The sequence below is a fragment of the Anaerosolibacter sp. genome (genome assembly GCF_029240175.1).
Lineage (GTDB): Bacteria > Bacillota > Clostridia > Peptostreptococcales > Thermotaleaceae > Anaerosolibacter.
Map to the genome: position 1 here is coordinate 1 of NZ_JARBTM010000019.1, position 19406 is coordinate 19406.

Consider the following 19406-nt stretch of genomic DNA (forward strand, 5'->3'; position numbering starts at 1 on the left):
GTAATACAAAAAAATGAAAAAGGCAGTGAATAAAATGCATTCACAACCTTTTTCTGGAGCCGTACTTGCAATCATCAAGCTAAACTTAATGACATTGCCTTTATCAGTCCGCTATCTTTATATATTATTTTTTGGAATGAAACGCTCTATTTAGAAGGTATAAAAACCCACCTCCATAAAAACCTAAGGTAATTGTCATCATAATAATCGAAGTTGTAGACATTTCCTTACCTCCTTTATTCCATGTCTTCTTCAGAAGCCATGATGTCTCGCCCTTGACCAATTTTATTTGCAAGCCAGTTGTTTGTCAGGAATGCAACGGCGAGGAGAATCGCAAATTGTAATGCGATGGTTCCTACACTGAATACTTCCATTGGATTCCACCAATTGTCTGGATACCATGTGATGGCTTGCCATAACCACCATCCGATAATGGTAATCACGAACACAGGGAACAAGGATATACTGATCGTCCACCATTTATTAATTCTAAAATCTGACCATGGCGTGTTAATATCATTATTTCTAATCTTTTCCAAGCCATTTTTCATAAGGGCAATAGATACAAATAATCCACTAAAGAGCAAGCCTACCCCCCAGACCCAGTCTTGATTATCATTAAAGTTCAAACTATATGCCGATGGTATTCCTAGGAGGAATCCCGCAATAATCACAATCAGCGTTGCTTTTTTTCGATCTATTCCTGCATCCATAAGGTTTCTTACACCAACTTCTACCATTGGGAGTAAAGATGTTAAGGCTGCAATAGACATGGCTAGGAAGAATATTGAAGCCAATATTGAGCCAAATGGCATCGTTGTAAACAATTGAGCCAAATAGATAAAGGTAATACCCGTATTTCCCGCAGATAGCGCCTGTTGTGCTGCTTCTGTACTACCAGAAAGAGCAAAAATCGCTGGCAAAACTGTCATTCCACAGATGAGAGCCCCTACATTGTCACTAAAGCCCATGATCATACAGTTCCCTGCCACATCTTCCCTTTTCTTAGTATAGACCGCATAAGTGATAATAAATCCCCACCCCGCCCCAGTAGACCATGCAGCTTGGGTAAAGGCTTCAAGCCAAATTTTAGGATTCGCTAACATATGGAACTTAGGACTAAATAGATACTCCAATCCTTTTTCTGCCCCCGGCAAGGTTAAAGTTCTTGCTGCCATTAAAAGAATAAGTGCAAACAGCGTCGGTATCATAATTTTAGATGCCTTCTCTATACCTGAAGTTACACCTCTATAGATAATAAATCCTGCAATCGACATGGATACAAAGTGAAAGAATATGGTTTGAGATGGTGCAGTAGTAAACGTCTTCCAAATATTTTCTGTGACTTCAGTGGTTACAGGACTACTGAATGCACCAGTAAGCGATAAAGTAAAGTATTTTACACACCAGCCCATAATTACTGAATAATAGAACATGATTAATAGACATACGGCAGCAATCCAGGTACCCATCCAAGTATACTTCTTCCCTACATAGTCCCGAAATGCTCCAATCGTACCAAGACCTGTTCTTCTTCCCATAACCATCTCTCCCATGAGAAGCGGTATGGACCATACAAACAAAGCAATTGTCCAAGCGATAATAAATGGGCCTCCGCCATTGGCTGCTGCAACCCTTGGAAATCTCCAAACGTTACCTGTTCCTATGGCCATACCAATGGATGCTGCGATAAATCCCCACCGGCTTCCCCACTGTTCATTTTTTCCTGACATCTGAGTTCCTCCTTTACATTGTGTAATATTTTCATCTAGATTATAATCTTTCCCTTTACAAATACAAAAAAACCCTCATCCCTGAAAGGGACGAGAGTTACCCGCGGTACCACCCTAATTAAATCAACTGTGCACATTTGATTCATCTTGTCTCTTCGTAACGGGATGAGTTCCGTGTGGCTTATTCACCACCTGCTCCAGAGCGGGTTTCAAAAAGCTGGTTTGCAAGTCTCTCACCAATGACTTACTCTCTGTAAAACATGACTTTTCTACTTTTCTCTTTCTCTGCAATTCCATATATTTATGTTTATACAATATCATATATAAAAATTACATTTCGGTCAATTCTAAAGTTTATTTTTTATGTAAAAAAATAATATTTTGCACCTGATCGCTTTGATTGGACGTTAATATTCATTGATCGTATCCTTACTTTGGCATTTTTTTCTGCATGCCAGTATGATCAATATAGTATTCCTCTTTTATAATCAGCTGGGAAATAGGTACAATCTCATACCCTTGCTTCTGTAGCCTTTCAATTACAAGGGGAAGATATTCCAGAACATATTTTGCATTGTTATGGAATAATACGATAGAACCTTTCTTGACATTTCTCGTAACCCGATCTACAACCGGCTGAGCTCCTAATTCCTTCCAATCTAAAGAATCCACATCCCACTGAATTGTATAATAACCATTTGCTTTTCCTGTCTCTATGAGTCTATTGTTGTAATCTCCAAAAGGAGGTCTGAACAATGTCGGTTTTTTCCCTGTTATTTTTTCAATCTTATCCCCGGTAGTATTTAATTCCGTCGCGATTTGTTCTTCTGTAAGCTTCGACATATGGGGATGGGTCGTCGAATGATTTTCTACCTCGTGGCCCCTCTCACTGATTTTTTTCACTGCATCGGGATATTTATCAACCCAGAAACCAACCAAGAAAAAGGTAGTTTTTACATTATACTTGTCGAGAATATCTAAAATTCCATCTGTATATTGATCGCCCCATGCTGCATCGAAGCTAATTGCAACCTTTTTCTCCTCCGTATCCACACAATAAATAGGCAAAACTTTATCTCGATTAAAGACGGCCAACAGCTTATTGCCAAACTCTCCTGAATGTATCAATGCTGCTCCTGTAAATAAGATGATTGCGATAAAAACCAAGGCTATCTTTTTATTTACTACAAATATTCTCATTCCTACTCCCCCTTTGTTGGCAACTATGGTTTCTATACTAAATTTATTCCAGCTTTTATGTTATATGCATGAAATTATTTTCTACTTTTAGCATAGGATTTTCGCTCTAGCGATACATATAGTATGAAAGATAAATTTAGGGGGATATCTTATGCTGATTTCAATGTTATTGGGTCTTATCGCAGGTTTGACCATCTTTTTTATTGCAATTATTGTCATGTCCAAAGCTGTCAGTAGAGCGGCCGATTATCAATTTAAAAAGTGGATTTCCATGCTTACCACCAACCCTATTATGGGTATTTTGGTAGGCAGCATCGTTACTGCGATCACCCATAGCAGCAGTGGTACCACGGTGATGGTCGTAAGTTTAGTAAACAGTGGCGTGATGAACCTATATCAAGCCACTGCTGTGATCATGGGTGCTAATATTGGTTCTACCTTTACCGCCCAGCTCATAAGCTTTAACTTTTATGCGTTCGTTCCTCATTTGCTTTTTATTGGTGTTTTGCTTTATTATTTAAATTTTCATCCTGCCATGAAGCAGTTAGGAAAATTCACCATAGGGTTTTGCTTATTGTTTATTGGTATTGAAATCATGAGCAATTCCATGGATCCATTAAAGCATGTACCCAGCTTTCAGCAGCTGATGCTCTCCATCGAAGATCACAGCTTTAAAGGGGTGCTGGTAGGGTTATTCACAACAGCCATTATTCAGAGCAGCAGTACTGGTGTTGCCATCCTTCAAAGCATGGGTTTCCAAGGCCTGATCAATCTTACCCAAGCCCTGCCCATCCTACTGGGACAAAATATAGGTACCTGTATCACTACAATCATAGCATCTTTTGCTGTGGATAAAAATGGAAAAAGAGCTGCCATTATCCACTTGTTCTTCAATATCCTTGGTGTGGTCCTTTTATATCCATTTTTAGATCCATTTGCCCAGTTCATTTCCCAGCTGACACCCTTGAATCCTGTACGGCAGATTGCCAATGCCCATACAGTTTTCAATATCCTAAACACCTTAATATTAATTCCATTTATTCGCCATATGGTATGGATTTCCCAAAAAATAATAAGATAGCCAGAATGGCTATCTTATTATTTTTCTAATATATATGTTTTTACTTCACGATCTCCTACCTTTGATGCCTCTAAGGCTTCCTTAAAATTCTCTGGCACTGTTACAACGTCAGGGTCTCCATCGGATATGAATCGCGTTCGACTTCCCTTTTCAAACTGTTCCAGCCAGTTGTACATCCCCACGTTCTGTACGTATTTCTCCAGCTCACTTCCACGAATCCTATGGATTGCCAGCGGATTAAAATCTTTGTGGTACGGAGATTTATCTGGATCCCATCCTACATTCAGAATAGCAATATTCTTATAGTTTATGCCTTCATGGACACCTTGCTCTAAATAAGTATATAGACTCTTATCCTTTGGTCTAGAACCAAAGGGAAGGGCTAAAGTATTCACCTCATAGTCAGGCAGATGTGTACCCAGCATTTTTACAATACCCGCCAGCTCCTTTTGCATTCTATCAGGATCAGCTTTGGTAAAATCCACATGGGTAGCCGTATGATTTCCAACATCCATTCCCTTCTCTACAATATATTTTAACTTATAGGTTAGATGTTCTTTTTGACCAAATGGAACGTTGTCATTCACAAAGAAGGTTGCTTCCAGTGGGAAATCCGGGTGCTCATTATGGAATTTTTCTAGTATTCCTACGGCACTGTTAGGGTCAACGACCCACTCACCCTTACTGTCTTGAATCAAGCTAAAATTATTTTGCCATCCATCATCAAATGTTAAGACAACCGGTGTATATCCTGCCTCTATTGTGATATTTCCTGCAACATAATCCTTTAAGCTAATGGGTCTATATCCTTTATCATACAGCACCTGTAAATCTTTTCGAAAATTATCCGGCGTCCTTGTCCACTCAGCCTCAGGCTCTGAAATATTGTGGTACATCAATACCATAATCTGTCCGGCTTCATTGGGCTTAACTGCTTGTAAATCAATTTCCTTTTTTTCGACTACCGGTGCTTCTTTCATCTCTTCTTGGCTTGTTTCAGACTTAGCTCCTGGTTTTTCAGTCGTAGGTGCTGGATTCTGAGATGCTGAACTGTTACATCCAGCTGTAAGTATCATAGATGCAATCGCTAGTGCAATGATTTTTTTATTTCTAGCCAAAATAATGTCCCCCTCTTATTCTATCTATATGTCAATTATATATCAGCCTTGTCCCATTTTCCAGTCGACGAATTTTACCAATAGTTTCCTTCTCTAAAACTCTCTGTATTTACATATTTTGAATCGTGAAACTGTGGAAATCTCAACATATTTTTGCCTCAGCAGGCTACAATAATAATGAGTATTGTGATAACAATATTCTTGAACAAAAGCATTTCATGCTCTAAAATCTAAGGAAATGCTTTTGTTCTTCACAGGGAACTAATAGTTCCCTATGACGCTTCGCTGTAACCCTCCAAATATTAGACATAAAGGGGTGAACCCCTTTAAATAGAAGTCAATTCACCACTGTAAAAGGCGAACGAACAGAGTTTGGCAGAAGAACTTTCAAGGTTGAAGAAAGACATTATCATAGGGAAGCAAAATCCCAACATGCTCAATTGGAAAGTGTCCATCAACATGGAACAAGAAAAGATGTCAAAATCAAAATGAATCGCAAGCTAACATAGGGTAGAAATTTCTACCCTATCTTTTTAGCACTTGTTGTCCTTTAGGACATGTTTTGATGCAAATTCCACACACAGAACCTCTGCCGATATGCTGGTAATGCTGATGCATATGGGCACTGCAAGCTCTAGGATCTACAATCTCAGCCCGCGCTATTCCAGGCTCCCAAAGTTTCCCACGCAAAGCTAGGGCAGGGCAGGCTTGTACACATTTTTTACATGCACCGCATCTTGATGCTGTGATAGGCATGGCATAGGGTACATTCATATTTGTTAATACAGTGCCCAGTCTAACTCTGGGACCAAATTCCTCTGTAACCAAGCATCCATTTTTCCCGATCCATCCCAGTCCTGCTCTGGTAGCTGCCGTTCTATGCTGGAAAATGCCCTGATAATAATTACCCTCTTTATTTACTGATTGGGATGCGGCAATGGCCATAGCCAAGTAACCCCATTCTTGCAGCTGCATCGTGATCCTTAAACAAATATGGTCGATCAATGCATTTACACTCCTATAGTGATGAAAATAAGTGTGGGTAGGCGTTGAATCAATTTGGCTGATAACTTCATCCGATAATCGTATCCCTATAGATATCCCAGTTTTCAAATGCTTGTATTCAACGGGCAATAGATCTTCTAGGTCTCCATAACCGACCTTAGAAGCACCCCATTCTACAATCTTATTTTTTAGAATAATATCTTTATCCATTTATACCCCATACTTTCTTCATTATATTTCACTATCTATTTTACCTCGTGTTTCTTGTTTTTAATAGCTAATAATAAGGAAAATTATAGTTATATGTATTTTTTCCAATAATTATACGCTCTAACACAAAGTGCTAACATATTTAATTTCTTTCCTGGTTAAATTAATAGTACAACATCGAAAGGTGTTGTGCAAACCAACACAATATAAGACAACTTAGGAGGGATAATTCATGGCAAACAGTAACAGAAATAGAGTAGTTGTTCCGGAAGCAAGAGCTGCGTTAGATCAAATGAAATTAGAGATTGCTGGAGAACTAGGACTTTCTAATTATGCTACAACTGACAAAGGAAGCTTAACTTCAAGACAAAATGGTTATGTTGGTGGATATATGGTTAAAAGATTAATTGAAACTGCTGAAAGAAGTATGGCAGGTAAACAATTCTAATCATACAAAACGAAAAGGAGAAAGAAATCATTCTTTCTCCTTTTCGTTTTTTGTACACTTTTCTAGGTCATTCTATGCTATAATTTATTATATTAAGCAAATATATTTGATACATGCAAAAGTAGGTGAAATGATGTTCTCCAACAACACACAACAGCAAGCCGAGCAAAAGCTGATTCTGTTGCATATTCTCCATGAGTTTAGTATTCCTCTTACCAATACCCAGATCACTGAATTCGTCATGGAAAAAGACTATATAAATTATTTTTCCCTTCAGCAGTACTTAGGCGAGCTCGTTTCCTCCCATATGCTAGAATATAGTGCAAGCAATAATCAGTATTTTTATCTTCTAACTGAAAAAGGAAAGAATACCCTTCATTATTTTAAAGATCGTCTGTCTTCAGATATGGTTGTATCCATTCAAAAGTCTGTAGACTTGAAGAAACAAATGCTTTTAAAAGAAATGCAAATAACTGCAGAGTATACAAAAAGAAAAGAAAATGAATATATTGTTGATCTGAAAGTGGTAGAGAGTGATATTACCCTGATTGACTTAAAATTAAGCGTCGTTACAAACAAACATGCAAAACAGCTTTGTGAGAAATGGAAAAATGAAGCGCCTAGCCTATATGGTGAGATTATCAACCTTTTGATCCAATGAAAACCCTTTATTTCGAAAAGAAATAAAGGGTTTTATATGCAAAGAATACCACCGGGCTCTATGCCTGTTGTAATTGTTTCTATTACCTTCCATTGCCTCATATCTATTACTGTCAGGGTATTATCTTGAATATTTGAAACAAGGATATACTGATTATGCCGATCCTTCATAATGCTGTTGGGCATTCGACCAACATTAATCCTGCCCACTAATTTCCGATCTTCAATTCTCAATATGTGTACCGCATTGAGATCTGCATCTGTAATAAATAAATGCTTTTCTCCCTCATCCAATACCCCCTCCATGGGCATCCTGCCCAATCGAATCCGCTCCACAATCCTCATATAATGGGTATCAAAAATGGTGACACTTCCACCTTCTATGGCTGAAAAGCTCGTATTTACGATAAATAGGAGATTTCCCTTATCATTAAGAATAAGATGATACGGATTTAGATTTACACGAATAGATTTTTCAATATCATTAGATTCCGTATCAATCACAGTCAAAGCATTGCTATCTAGATTGGTAACATAGATTCTCTGTCCGTCACGACTCAGCTTTACATCATGGGGCATGCCGCCCACGGGAATCTGTGCCTGCAACACTCTGCTTTCCAAGTCAATGACCGATATAGAATTGGAATCCGCATTTGATACATACATGCTTTTATTTTTTTTACAAATCTCCATATGGGTTGGACAACTGCCTACATAAATCTCGTCAACCACTCTGTTAAGAATCAAATCAATGATACTAATGGCTCCCGCATGGGTATTTGTTGTGTACAAATACTTATTATTATAATCAATGGTAATGTGGTGGGGCCCTAGTATCGGTTTTTTGATTGTTCTGAAATAACGTCCATGATTGAGGTAAATCTTATTTTGCTCCTTCATATCATTCAAATCTACAATCGATATGGTGTCTTCTCCCATATTGCTTACAAAAACGATATTTTCAAAACCCATTACCATCCCATCACCCCATAGCAAAGTTGCGCCTTCCTGTTTTTGTCACTTTATATCATAGTATGCTTAAGGCTTGTTGTTGTGAATTGTTTTTATTGACCTTTATGTCCTGTTGTATTAATATATTGAATGAACTACATAAGGGAAAACAGGAGGATTATCATGTATATCTATAAGACAACGGGTGTTTGTTCAAAAGAAATTGAGTTCCACGTAGAAGCGTCTGTTTTGAAAGAAGTGAAATTTTACGCAGGATGTCCTGGCAGCCTTCAAGGAATCAGCAAGCTGATTTCTGGTATGGATGTTGATACAGCTATCGAAAAATTACAAGGGATTACCTGCGGTGGAAAAAACACATCCTGCCCAGACCAGCTGGCAAAGGCATTGATGCTCATGAAAAAAGAGATTGCATAGAAGAAAAGGATTCATATAAATAAGGTACCGATCTGGATCGGTACCTTATTTATATAATATTCTATGATATAGATTTTCTTTGGAACAGCTTATACCTCTAAATTTAGCTTCACGGATTAATTGACTACACCGTTGCAGCGTTTCATCACTATATGCATCCTGAGCACGCATAAAATCAAAAGTATTGTGAATTTCAATAAGCAAATCATAATCCCTCAGTTTTTTATAGGGCCTAAAAGCCAGTATCTTCATGATTTCTCCCCCGCTTCCTATTTCTATTATATTCTGCAAGGGATAAATTATGATTACTATTGTTTATTTCAAGTCCAAGATACCTACGCTATTTCTTCTCTTTTAAAATACTGCGTACATCACCAATCATATACAGAGACCCGCAAAAAACAATCAAATCATCTGGTGTTGAGCAATCTAAAGCTTCTTGTATTGCATGGAAAATACTTATGGACTTCTTGGCTGTCTTTCCATAAACCCCAATCATTTCTGCCAATTTATCTAACGCCATCGCCCTAGGATTATTTGGCTTTGTTAGAATGATGCGGTTTGCTAAAGGGACAATTTCTCCCAGCATTCCTTCCACATCCTTATCCCCCAAAATACCGATCACCAAGGTCATTGATTTTTCAGTATATAGTTTTTTAATAGTCTTTGTTAAGGCTTGCATGCCGTGGACATTGTGGGCACCATCAATAATCGTCGTAGGATTCCTTGTAATGATTTCAAGTCTTCCCGGCCATTTCGCATTCATAAATCCATCATATAAAGCTTTTTTAGAAATGGGAATTTGATGAACCGATGCTAAAATATTTAATGCAGTTAAAGCAACCGCAGCATTTTCAATTTGATGTTCACCTAACATAGAAATTTTTAAATTCTCTATTTTTTCATTTCCATAAAATCCATGAAAACACTGACCTGAATCATCATAGGAAACCAGTTCAATCTGCTTAATTGGTGCTATGTTTAAGGGAGCATTAACTGCCCTGGACACCTCTTCAATAACCTCCATGGCCTCATCTTTTTGAAGATAGGTAACTACAGGGCAATTGGCCTTGATAATGCCTGCTTTTTCAAATGCGATTTTCCCTAGGGTATCCCCTAAGTAATCCATGTGGTCATAGGCGATCGGCGTAATGACAGACACCAAAGGAGCATCGATAACATTGGTAGAATCACCCCTGCCGCCAAGCCCAACTTCTAATACCAGATAATCGATTTTTTGTCGTTTAAAATATTCAAAGCCGATGGCCGTCACCACCTCAAACTCTGTGGGGTGGTTTTTTCCATGGGACAGCATCAGCTCAACCTTTTCTTTTACAAAGGTGGTTATTTCTGCCAGATTTTCCTTGGGAATATTTACACCATTGATTTGTATTCGCTCTGTGAACTCCTCAAGATATGGAGATGTATACAAGCCCACTCTAAATCCTTGTTCCGCCAGTACACTACGGATGTAAGCGCATGTGGAGCCTTTTCCATTGGTACCCGCAACATGGATTACCTTTAATCCTTGCTGGGGATTCCCCATGAGTTGAAGAAGATAGTTTATATTGTCTAACCCAAGCTTGCTCCCAAATTTATAGATGCTGTGGATGTAATCCAATGCCTGTTCATAGTTCATCCTCTTTTTCCTCCGCTTTTCCCTATTTAGAACAGCCGGGTCTTAGACCCGGCTATTTTTACTATATTTTCTTTTTCAGTTGTTCTAATCTCTCCACTACCTTTTCCATCATGTTCTGATAGTTCCTTTGCTTTTCTGTTTCCTCTTGGATTACCTCTTGGGGTGCTTTTGCCAAGAACCCTTGGTTAGAGAGTTTTCCACTTACCCGCTTCAGCTCTCCTTCAAGCTTTGTCTTCTCTTTTTCCAGTCTTTCAATTTCCTTTTCAAAGTCTACAAGGTCATCTAACGGTAAAAAGATTTCTGCACCCTTTGTTACTGCTGATATGGCATCTTCTGGGATATCCTTCTTCTCATTCAAAATCACAACATCAGATGCACTGGCCAAGGTAATAAAATACTCTTTCCCTTTAGATAAGGCCTCAAAAGCTTCACCAGATGCCACTGCAATTACCCTTGCTTTTCTAGAAGGAATAACATTCATCTCTGAACGAATATTACGAATGCTTCGAATCGCCTCCATAATAATTTCCATGTTTTGTACTTCTCCAGGGAAGTTTAACTCTCCTGTATATTGAGGCCATGCCGCAATCATGACACTCTCTTCCTTTGTAGTCGGAAGATGCTGCCATATTTCCTCCGTGATAAATGGCATAAAAGGATGCAACAGCTTTAATATATTCTCTAATACATAAGTTAAGGTATATAAGGCTGCTCTTCTTGTATTTATCTCTTGCCCATAAAGCCTTGGCTTTACTAGCTCAATATACCAGTCACAGTATTCACTCCAAATAAAGTCATAGACTTTCTGAACAGCCATTCCCAACTCAAATTTATCAAGATTCTCCGTTATTTCCCTGGTTACGGTATTCATTCTGGATAAAATCCACTGATCTGCCAAGGTAAAATGGGGCTTGCTTTCCTCCATGCTGAGTCCTTCTTCATTTAAGTTCATCAATACAAATCGTGTTGCATTCCATAGCTTGTTGGCAAAATTTCTGCTGGCCTCTACTCTTTCCATGTAAAAACGCATATCATTTCCCGGGGAATTTCCTGTAGCTAAGGTAAACCGTAACGCATCTGCCCCATATTGATCAATAATGTCTAATGGATCGATTCCATTACCCAAGGATTTACTCATTTTTCTCCCCTGTCCATCTCGAACAAGCCCATGAACAAAGACATATTTAAACGGAATATCTTCCATTTGCTCTAATCCTGAGAATACCATCCTTACAACCCAGAAGAAAATGATATCATATCCAGTTACCAATACATCGGTAGGATAGAAATACTTGAGATCCTGCGTTTCATCCGGCCATCCTAGGGTTGAGAAAGGCCATAGGGCTGAACTAAACCAAGTGTCCAATACATCTTCATCCTGCTTGAATGTCTTACCTTGACATTTATGGCAGTTTTCAGGCATTTCCCTCGATACCATAAGTTCCCCACAATCTTGACAGTAATATGCAGGAATTCTGTGTCCCCACCACAGCTGTCGAGAAATACACCAATCCTTGATATTTTCTAACCAATGAAGGTATATTTTACTGAAACGGTCTGGGACAAACTTTAATCGACCATTATGAATCACTTCGATGGCTGGTTTCGCCAGTTCTTCCATCTTAACAAACCACTGATCAGACAGCCTTGGCTCAACAACAGTATCACAACGGTAACAAATTCCTACATTGTGCTGATGCTCTTTCACTTGCATTAGGAATCCTTGGTCTTCTAAATCCTGTACCAATGCCTTTCTACATGCATAACGATCCATGCCCTCATATTTTCCGGCATGCTCATTCATGGTAGCATTTCCATGCATCACAGTGATCTGCGGTAGGTTATGTCTTAATCCTACTTCGAAGTCATTTGGGTCATGGGCTGGTGTGATCTTTACAGCCCCCGTACCAAATTCCTTGTCTACATATTCATCAGCAATAACAGGTATTTCACGATTTACAATCGGTAATATCAAAGTTCTTCCAATAAGGTGACCATATCTTTCATCCTCTGGGTGAACGGCAACCGCTGTATCTCCCAACATTGTTTCCGGTCTTGTTGTTGCAATTTCAATATATTCATCTGAATCCTTTACTGGGTATTTAATATGCCAAAAATGCCCTTGCTTCTCTTCATGTTCTACCTCTGCATCAGAGAGGGAAGTCATGCAATCTGGACACCAGTTAATTAAGCGATTTCCTCTGTAGATATATCCTTTCTCATAAAGCTTAATGAATACTTCCATAACTGCTTTACTGCAGCCTTCGTCCATGGTGAATCTTTCCCTGGACCAATCACAGGAATTTCCAAGTTTCTTCATCTGATCTACGATTCTGCCGCCGTATTCTTCTTTCCATGCCCATGCACGCTTTAAGAATTCTTCTCTGCCTAAATCTTGCTTACTCAAGCCTTCCTCTTCCTGGATCTTTTCTACTACCTTTACCTCCGTGGCAATACTGGCATGATCTGTACCAGGCAGCCATAGTGCCTCATAACCCTGCATTCTCTTCCAACGAATGAGAATATCCTGTAAACTGTGGTCTAGGGCATGACCCATATGGAGCTGACCCGTGATATTCGGTGGCGGCAACACGATGGTAAATGGCTTCTTATTCTCATTTGCCTCTGCTTTAAAATAGCCTCTTTCCATCCATTCTTCATAAATTCTTTTTTCAAAATCTTGGGGACTATAGGTTTTGTCCAAGTTTCTGATTTCCATAAAAACACTCCCTTTGTCAAATTTTAAAAATTATTCTTGTCCACGTAAATAGATTGGAATATCATTTCTAAAAAGAATTATCGCACCTATCACTGCACAAGTAAGGCCAATCAGTTTAATTTTTATTTCCTGATTCTGTCCCCTGCCAGGGACAAGTCTTGTGATCAGTTTGCTGCCATATACCAAACACGCGCCCACCAATAGCAATATCAATCCCACAATAAACATATCCTTCACCTCAATGGAACAAAATAAAAAAACCCTTCAATCCTCAATTTAAGGACGAAGGGTTACTCGCGGTACCACCTTAATTCCAGAATAAACTCTGGCGCTTTGATGATCTATAACGGGATTACCCGGCTGAACCTAATCAAACGTTTCTCAGTTCAGCAACTCAGAAGCTACCTTCGACTACACTTACCTAAGGAACCTTTCAGCCCATGAATTCCTCTCTCTAAAGGTAGTATATAATCTACTCCTCTTCATCAACGTCATTGATAAAATCCTTATTTCCCACTATTATATATGATGTACTTCAAAAGTCAAGATGGTTAGTGATATTTCATGTATTGATATGTGATAATATCGTTTTCTTTTGATTTAAGATATTAAACTATAAGGGTTTGATTCCTATTTGGTTAGAAGTTAGACGTTAGATGTATCAAGGTCAGTCTAATAGGTCTAAAACTTCTAAAAGCTCAACAGATAGACATGAAAACCTCTAACTTCTAACTCCTAATCCTATGCATCTGCCTAAAGCTTGATAAATAATTATAGAAGGCCAATAGGGTAAAACAAACTGCCAAAACCATGATATAAATAGCAAAGGGAAGATGGAATACCACAGCCAATATTGCTACATACATCATTACCGTTGCCATTTTGCCGTAATGATTGGCTGGTATAACCACTTTGTCTCCATAATAATAGAGTATCAATGCACCAAGGATCATAAACAATTCTTTCATCCCAATCACAACAATGACCCACAGGGGAAGAATTCCTTTATCCGTAAAGGCAAACAGTACCGTTAACTGCATCAGTTTGTCTGCCAAAGGATCCATCGCCTGACCCCATTTAGTAATCATATTATATCTTCGAGCGATATATCCATCTAATACATCTGTAAACCCTGCAAACAAAAAAATTCCGGTGGCTGCCATTATATTTCCTTGTCCATTTCCATACAAAACATATATAAAAGCAGGAATCAATAGAAAACGAATAAAGGTCAATAAATTTGCTATATTCATCTGCCACCCCTTTCTTGCCTATCTTACATATTTTACCTATATTATTATTATACACCAGAATTTACGATTGTGCCTAAAATTCCTCTATTCTATCATGCCTTGTTATGAAAAATTTAATACAAAGCCAAGAAAAAAACTATCCCTGAGAGGATAGTTTTTTTGATTATTGCACGCTTATTGTTAACTCCATAAATTTTCCTGCCTCTTCAGCAGCGTTTATTACTTCTTCGGTAACAATCTGGCCTTCGTAAGCGATGAGCACCTCACCATCAAGGATCGTCTTCACCACTTCTCGACCTAACAAATACTCTTTCTGTTTTCTTTCAATGGCCTCTGCTGTATCTTCTGAATTTTGTTCCCATGCTGATTCCTCTGCTTTACTGCCTTTTAAAACCTCCTCTATGGAGGCCATCAGTTTATCATGGATATCATGTTCCGCGATGGTCACTTCTTTTCCAAAGGTAATAATGGATTCGGAGGATATAAACTTCTTATCCCCATCTTTGCTAATTTCACAACCCAATATTCTTCCATCTTCATCATCGATGAAGATTTCAGTAATCAATCCAAGGTTCTTCCCCTTTTTGGTGAAAATTTTAGAATTGACGACAGCAACGTTTTTGCCTAAAAGCTCCACCACTTTTTGATCCTTTTGGGCATCAACAACCAAATCAGATGTTTCAATCATCAGCGCTTCATCGCCAACACCCATTATTTTGCTCATAGGTACAACCTTTACATTAAACATTGACTGGTCATCCACAAGAAAATATTCTAATCTGCCATTCTTCGGTTCAATGACAACATCCTTAATTTTACCAACCTCTTTGCCCTCAAATACACTGATAATTGGCAAATGAATGATTTCTTTTAAGCTCTTCACTTCCTTTTCCCCCTTATATCCTAGCTTTTCAAAATGTTTGCAATTTCTTCTATTTGCTGACTCTGCATCACTTCTCTATGCTGCTGTACAAAGCAATACAACACATTTTCCGCCTGCTTAGATTGGCCGATTTCTTTGTAAATAGCTGCAATATTTATACAGCTGATATATTCTTGATCAAATGTAGCAGCGCCCTTTAGCAATGTCATAAATCCTTCCAATGCCTTTATGTAATTCCCTTCTTTTTTGAATATAATGGCTTGTTCATAAGGATCTACAACAGCTACAGATACTACTTGTTCTATGCTTGAAACATCCTCAACCTGTTCCTGATTGATTTCTTCCATATAGAGGGAATCGAAATATTCTCCGAACAGCGCCATATCCTCATCTTGAATCTGAGGAATTTCTAAAACTTCTTCCACCAACGATGGTGATTCAATGATAGATGCATACTGAAGTTCAGTCAATAATTCTATAGGGGGCGGCAACATTACACGTTCTTGGAACAAGGACGGCTTCGATGCTAAATTGCCCATTCCTTCGGGCACCAATATAGAATGCCTACTGTTTAGCATAAATACAGCAGTAACGATTACTATAGTATATAGAATTGTAACATTTTTGAAATTGTAATAGATTGCAAGAAAGGGAAATGTAAATCCGGTAGTCGTACCTAATAATGTGCTATTCATAAACAATTTTTTGCTGATTCCCATTCTGAAAAAGATTTTGTCATATGAAAAATAAAGCAATACATTTACTACAGCAATAAACAACACTATCCCATTTATTAACCCTCCTTTTTAGACAGATTTCTCACATTATCACTGTTCATTTCTACATAATACAACAAATTCCTTTGATTATCTGCCAATTCATGAAATATGAGTCCTTGTGCCCATAAAAAAACAAGCCATAGGTCCTATGACTTGTTTTAATAATCTGTGGTTCCCATTTTATCCGACATGATCAAAGGCTTTTTAGCATCATCATAATCAGCGGCCAGCACCTCCGCTATAAAAAGGGTATGATCCCCTGCTGTAAGGCTATCCTTTACACGGCATTCGAGGTTAGCGACAGCACCTTTAATATGAAAACCCTTCACCAACTGAGCTTCCTTCGTCATGATATCCATATCATCGAACTTGTCTATTGTATAAGCTGTCTTTGTGCCGCAAGAAAGGGCCAAACCATCTTGATCTTCAGAAAGCAGTGCTAGGACAAACTCCCCTGTTTCCTGAATCAATGGGTGAATATACCTTTCTGGAGCAATACTAACCATAATCAAGGGCGGCTGATTAGAAACCTTTGATATCCATGCAACTGTAGTTGCATCTCTTTTCTCATCAGTTTTTGCAACAACCAACCCCACAGGATTTACAATTTTCCGAAGTCCTTTTTTAATCTGATCGTCATTCATCTTTTGAACCTCCTCTTACTAAACGAAGTGAATATCTTCTCTCCAAGTAATCTACCAATTGTTTCACCATGCCCACATAATTACTATTCAATACATCCCACTCTCTTTTGTAGTTGGCATAGATGTAACGCTTCACACTGGTAGGCGGTAGATATCGATTTGGCTTTTCCTCTCCAAATTCCTTATATACACATAGCCTCGAAATTCTCCCATTGCCGGTCTGCAGATTCATGGGATTGATCCCATGCTCAATCTCACTTCTGTGGACCAATGCATACCAATAAAAATCTCCTACACTGCCTCTTACATAACCATACTTATATTTACCATCATCAACTTTAATATTATAATTATCCACTTGATGCTCTACCTCCTGCTTTAGACGATATTTCTCTTAGTGTGCTATAGTTATATTCATTATTCTTGCCATTTAGGCATATTTTTTACCATAGCAGCTAAATTTTATCCATCGTCATCAGTGAGGAGTGAATAATATGATGAATCTCTATGCTATCGGACGCAGCTTATTGCTCTACCCCCTAGGAGTTTGTTGTATCTATTATAGTCATATTCTCCTTTCATTGGATTACTTGGTTTGGTTTGATGTTGTAACCGAAAAAAAGAATACCTTCTTTATCTATCTCTTAGCAAACCATGCCATTGGCGGTATAGTAATGGCTATTACAGGCTTCGTTCTCCTATTCTACCTCATCTTTAAGGCAGTATCCACGCTCCTGACTCACCAACATATGCTCCCATGGCTTCAAATGATGATTTTATTATGGATTTCCCTATTATCCATATCATTGATCTATCACTCCATATTTCTTTACGAAATTTCTATTTCCCTGCTTTTTTTCTGCATCAGCATTTTTTTCTTTTTTCTTATTTCTCATTACTTTATGTTTTCATCAAAATAAAGGCAAAAGAGCGTATTTAAAAAGTAAATCCACTGTCATTTTTACAGTGGATTAAAAAGATTATGCGATAGATTTTAAGAATTCCTTTTTCCTACTAGTCATTTCAGTATACTCGGCTTCAGAGATTCTTCCGTTTATCAGCAGATCATCACATAAGCTGATAAATCTCTCAATGATATCCGCAAGTTGTTTTTCTTCCATTTTTTTCCCCCTCACTGTATTTCTAACGTTAATCAACATTAGTAGATTATACGCCAGTGAAAGAGAAAATATACCTTATTCATTGATGATTTTTGATTTTTTTACATTTTTCGCATTTTTAAATGCAGTTTTTATAGCGCTTATTGTATATGCACATCTAAACTTCCTGCACCCATATCCATATCTATATTTATTTTCTTTTCCGCATCTTCATAGTTGGGTGAAAGATAGACCCCCTCTTGGTTGTTCCATCCTAGTTCCTTTAAGTTGCTGTCCTTTAGTGCCCCATCCAGTTTTACCTTCACCCCTACCGTGTCTGGAATCGTCATGTTAATGTTTGCAGCCCCTGCATCTATTTTCACATTTGCCATTTCAATTATATTACCAAAAACCAATTCCAAATCCACCGCTCCTGCATCGATGTCAATATCCTTAACATTTAGCTGACTAAAATCAACTGTCCCATTGGCTGCACCCATGTCCATATCTATATCCCATAACATATCTTCATTTAGGCGAAAGTGGTAATCCCTATCTTTTCTTTGGATTATAAATCTATGTTTTTTTTCTTTGAACTGCACATCCACAGTCTTTCCTCCATCACGGTGGCTCACCTTATTCTGTATATACGCATTGGGAACGTTGGCATCCACTAGAAATTCCTTTGTATTTCCGATAAATACATTACCAGCACCAAAATCCAAATCTAATACACCTCTACTGGCGCCAGTTTCTTTGGTTATCTGAACATTCCCACCATTTATGGGTGACAATTGCCCTAATCTTTGCCCTTGGAAGAATCCATAGCCTATCAATATGAGAAAAAATAATATCCATGTAATCATAGGCACAAAAGCATTCTTTTTAAATATTATATTCACGCCGATGATTACAAAAACTAAGGGCCATAAATCATTGATTCCATCCCATAAAGACCAAGTGATAAACCCTAGATTTTCAAGCATCCAGAATATACCTAATAGGATCAGTATAATCCCTGCGCCTATATTCTTATTTTTCACCTTATTTCTCTCCCTTCCCTCTATAGATGACATAGATACCGCCTCCAATTAATAAAAGCGGCCATAGTCTGCCTATATCTAACCAGTGAAAAAATTGCTTTGAAAAAAAGAACAATCCTAAAACGATCAGTATAGTTCCAGCCAACATTCTATTTTTATGGCTTATTTCCTCCGGTGTACGATTCTCTCCGTGGACAATAAATGTTTTTTCTTGTGTATGACTCGATACGCCTATTTGCTGTGGATTTTCAGGAATGATAATGATACTGACAATATATGCAATAAAGCCAATACCTCCTGGAATTGTGATAAGAACCCACAATAATCTGATAAGGGTTGGATCTAAATCTAAATATTCAGCAATACCACCGCATACGCCGCTAATGACACGATTATGTTTTGAGCGATATAATTGTTTTGACATTTTACTTCCCCTTTCTTCCTTTCACAAGCCCGGGTGGGCGTATTCGTATAAGTTTCTTTCATAATATAGTACGGAGAAAAA

At 38.1% G+C, this 19406-nt stretch carries 21 protein-coding genes and 2 other annotated features; of the genes, 4 read left to right on the plus strand and 17 right to left on the minus strand.

Annotated elements, in window-relative coordinates:
- Positions 1–236: 236 nt before the first annotated feature.
- Positions 237–1733: a sodium-dependent transporter gene (locus K0R93_RS14140; RefSeq protein WP_300302538.1), complete on the minus strand. Its 1497-nt coding sequence runs from the start codon at positions 1731–1733 to the stop codon at positions 237–239.
- Between the two features lie 83 nt (positions 1734–1816).
- Positions 1817–2028: a binding site (T-box leader), on the minus strand.
- Positions 2029–2162: 134 nt separating this feature from the next.
- Entirely contained in the window at positions 2163–2933 is a 771-nt protein-coding gene (locus K0R93_RS14145) for a polysaccharide deacetylase family protein (RefSeq protein ID WP_300302539.1), read from the minus strand.
- Between the two features lie 151 nt (positions 2934–3084).
- Here K0R93_RS14145 and K0R93_RS14150 point away from each other — a divergent pair, with 151 nt between their 5' ends.
- Complete coding sequence (locus tag K0R93_RS14150; protein WP_300302541.1) at positions 3085–4014, plus strand: Na/Pi cotransporter family protein; 930 nt, start codon at positions 3085–3087, stop codon at positions 4012–4014.
- Between the two features lie 17 nt (positions 4015–4031).
- Here the strand turns inward: K0R93_RS14150 and K0R93_RS14155 are convergent, their stop codons facing one another.
- Positions 4032–5132: a polysaccharide deacetylase family protein gene (locus tag K0R93_RS14155; protein WP_300302543.1), complete on the minus strand. Its 1101-nt coding sequence runs from the start codon at positions 5130–5132 to the stop codon at positions 4032–4034.
- A gap of 525 nt (positions 5133–5657) precedes the next feature.
- Positions 5658–6347: a 4Fe-4S double cluster binding domain-containing protein gene (locus tag K0R93_RS14160; protein WP_300302545.1), complete on the minus strand. Its 690-nt coding sequence runs from the start codon at positions 6345–6347 to the stop codon at positions 5658–5660.
- A 232-nt stretch (positions 6348–6579) separates the two neighbouring features.
- On the opposite strand from K0R93_RS14160, the gene K0R93_RS14165 reads away from it, so the two are divergent.
- Both K0R93_RS14165 and K0R93_RS14170 read left to right on the plus strand, forming a co-directional pair.
- Positions 6580–6795, plus strand: coding sequence for an alpha/beta-type small acid-soluble spore protein (locus tag K0R93_RS14165; RefSeq protein WP_300302547.1), 216 nt, complete (start codon positions 6580–6582; stop codon positions 6793–6795).
- Between the two features lie 133 nt (positions 6796–6928).
- A complete protein-coding gene (locus K0R93_RS14170; protein ID WP_300302549.1) occupies positions 6929–7456 on the plus strand; it encodes a DUF4364 family protein in 528 nt (175 codons plus the stop codon).
- Between the two features lie 32 nt (positions 7457–7488).
- On the opposite strand, the gene K0R93_RS14175 is transcribed toward K0R93_RS14170, so the two are convergent.
- Entirely contained in the window at positions 7489–8433 is a 945-nt protein-coding gene (locus K0R93_RS14175) for a YVTN family beta-propeller repeat protein (RefSeq protein ID WP_300302551.1), read from the minus strand.
- A 156-nt stretch (positions 8434–8589) separates the two neighbouring features.
- On the opposite strand from K0R93_RS14175, the gene K0R93_RS14180 reads away from it, so the two are divergent.
- The gene (locus K0R93_RS14180; RefSeq protein ID WP_300302553.1) at positions 8590–8841 is read left to right on the plus strand and encodes a TIGR03905 family TSCPD domain-containing protein; all 252 of its coding nucleotides are present in this window, start codon (positions 8590–8592) and stop codon (positions 8839–8841) included.
- A 45-nt stretch (positions 8842–8886) separates the two neighbouring features.
- On the opposite strand, the gene K0R93_RS14185 is transcribed toward K0R93_RS14180, so the two are convergent.
- From K0R93_RS14185 to K0R93_RS14240, 12 genes are all read right to left on the minus strand, one after another.
- Positions 8887–9093 carry a hypothetical protein gene (locus K0R93_RS14185; protein WP_300302555.1) on the minus strand — a complete coding sequence of 69 codons (207 nt, stop codon included), beginning with the start codon at positions 9091–9093 and terminating at the stop codon, positions 8887–8889.
- 88 nt (positions 9094–9181) lie between these two features.
- Positions 9182–10480 (minus strand): bifunctional folylpolyglutamate synthase/dihydrofolate synthase, encoded by a 1299-nt coding sequence (locus K0R93_RS14190; RefSeq protein ID WP_300302557.1) that lies wholly within the window; start codon positions 10478–10480, stop codon positions 9182–9184.
- A gap of 61 nt (positions 10481–10541) precedes the next feature.
- Complete coding sequence (locus K0R93_RS14195; RefSeq protein ID WP_300302559.1) at positions 10542–13199, minus strand: valine--tRNA ligase; 2658 nt, start codon at positions 13197–13199, stop codon at positions 10542–10544.
- A 30-nt stretch (positions 13200–13229) separates the two neighbouring features.
- Positions 13230–13427: a hypothetical protein gene (locus tag K0R93_RS14200; RefSeq protein WP_300302562.1), complete on the minus strand. Its 198-nt coding sequence runs from the start codon at positions 13425–13427 to the stop codon at positions 13230–13232.
- 47 nt (positions 13428–13474) lie between these two features.
- Positions 13475–13697, minus strand: a binding site (T-box leader).
- Positions 13698–13927: 230 nt separating this feature from the next.
- Positions 13928–14452 (minus strand): CDP-diacylglycerol--glycerol-3-phosphate 3-phosphatidyltransferase, encoded by a 525-nt coding sequence (gene pgsA / locus K0R93_RS14205; RefSeq protein WP_300302564.1) that lies wholly within the window; start codon positions 14450–14452, stop codon positions 13928–13930.
- A 163-nt stretch (positions 14453–14615) separates the two neighbouring features.
- Complete coding sequence (locus tag K0R93_RS14210; protein WP_300302565.1) at positions 14616–15335, minus strand: PRC-barrel domain-containing protein; 720 nt, start codon at positions 15333–15335, stop codon at positions 14616–14618.
- A gap of 20 nt (positions 15336–15355) precedes the next feature.
- A complete protein-coding gene (locus K0R93_RS14215; protein WP_300302566.1) occupies positions 15356–16030 on the minus strand; it encodes a hypothetical protein in 675 nt (224 codons plus the stop codon).
- Between the two features lie 242 nt (positions 16031–16272).
- Positions 16273–16758, minus strand: coding sequence for a flavin reductase family protein (locus K0R93_RS14220; RefSeq protein WP_300302568.1), 486 nt, complete (start codon positions 16756–16758; stop codon positions 16273–16275).
- Positions 16751–17116, minus strand: coding sequence for a hypothetical protein (locus tag K0R93_RS14225; RefSeq protein WP_300302570.1), 366 nt, complete (start codon positions 17114–17116; stop codon positions 16751–16753). Before K0R93_RS14225 ends, K0R93_RS14220 begins: the two co-directional genes overlap by 8 nt.
- A 622-nt stretch (positions 17117–17738) precedes the next feature.
- Positions 17739–17879, minus strand: coding sequence for a hypothetical protein (locus tag K0R93_RS14230; protein WP_300302572.1), 141 nt, complete (start codon positions 17877–17879; stop codon positions 17739–17741).
- A 140-nt stretch (positions 17880–18019) separates the two neighbouring features.
- Positions 18020–18934 (minus strand): LiaI-LiaF-like domain-containing protein, encoded by a 915-nt coding sequence (locus K0R93_RS14235; RefSeq protein WP_300302574.1) that lies wholly within the window; start codon positions 18932–18934, stop codon positions 18020–18022.
- Entirely contained in the window at positions 18903–19325 is a 423-nt protein-coding gene (locus K0R93_RS14240; RefSeq protein WP_300302576.1) for a PspC domain-containing protein, read from the minus strand. Before K0R93_RS14240 ends, K0R93_RS14235 begins: the two co-directional genes overlap by 32 nt.
- Between the last annotated feature and the right edge of the window lie 81 nt (positions 19326–19406).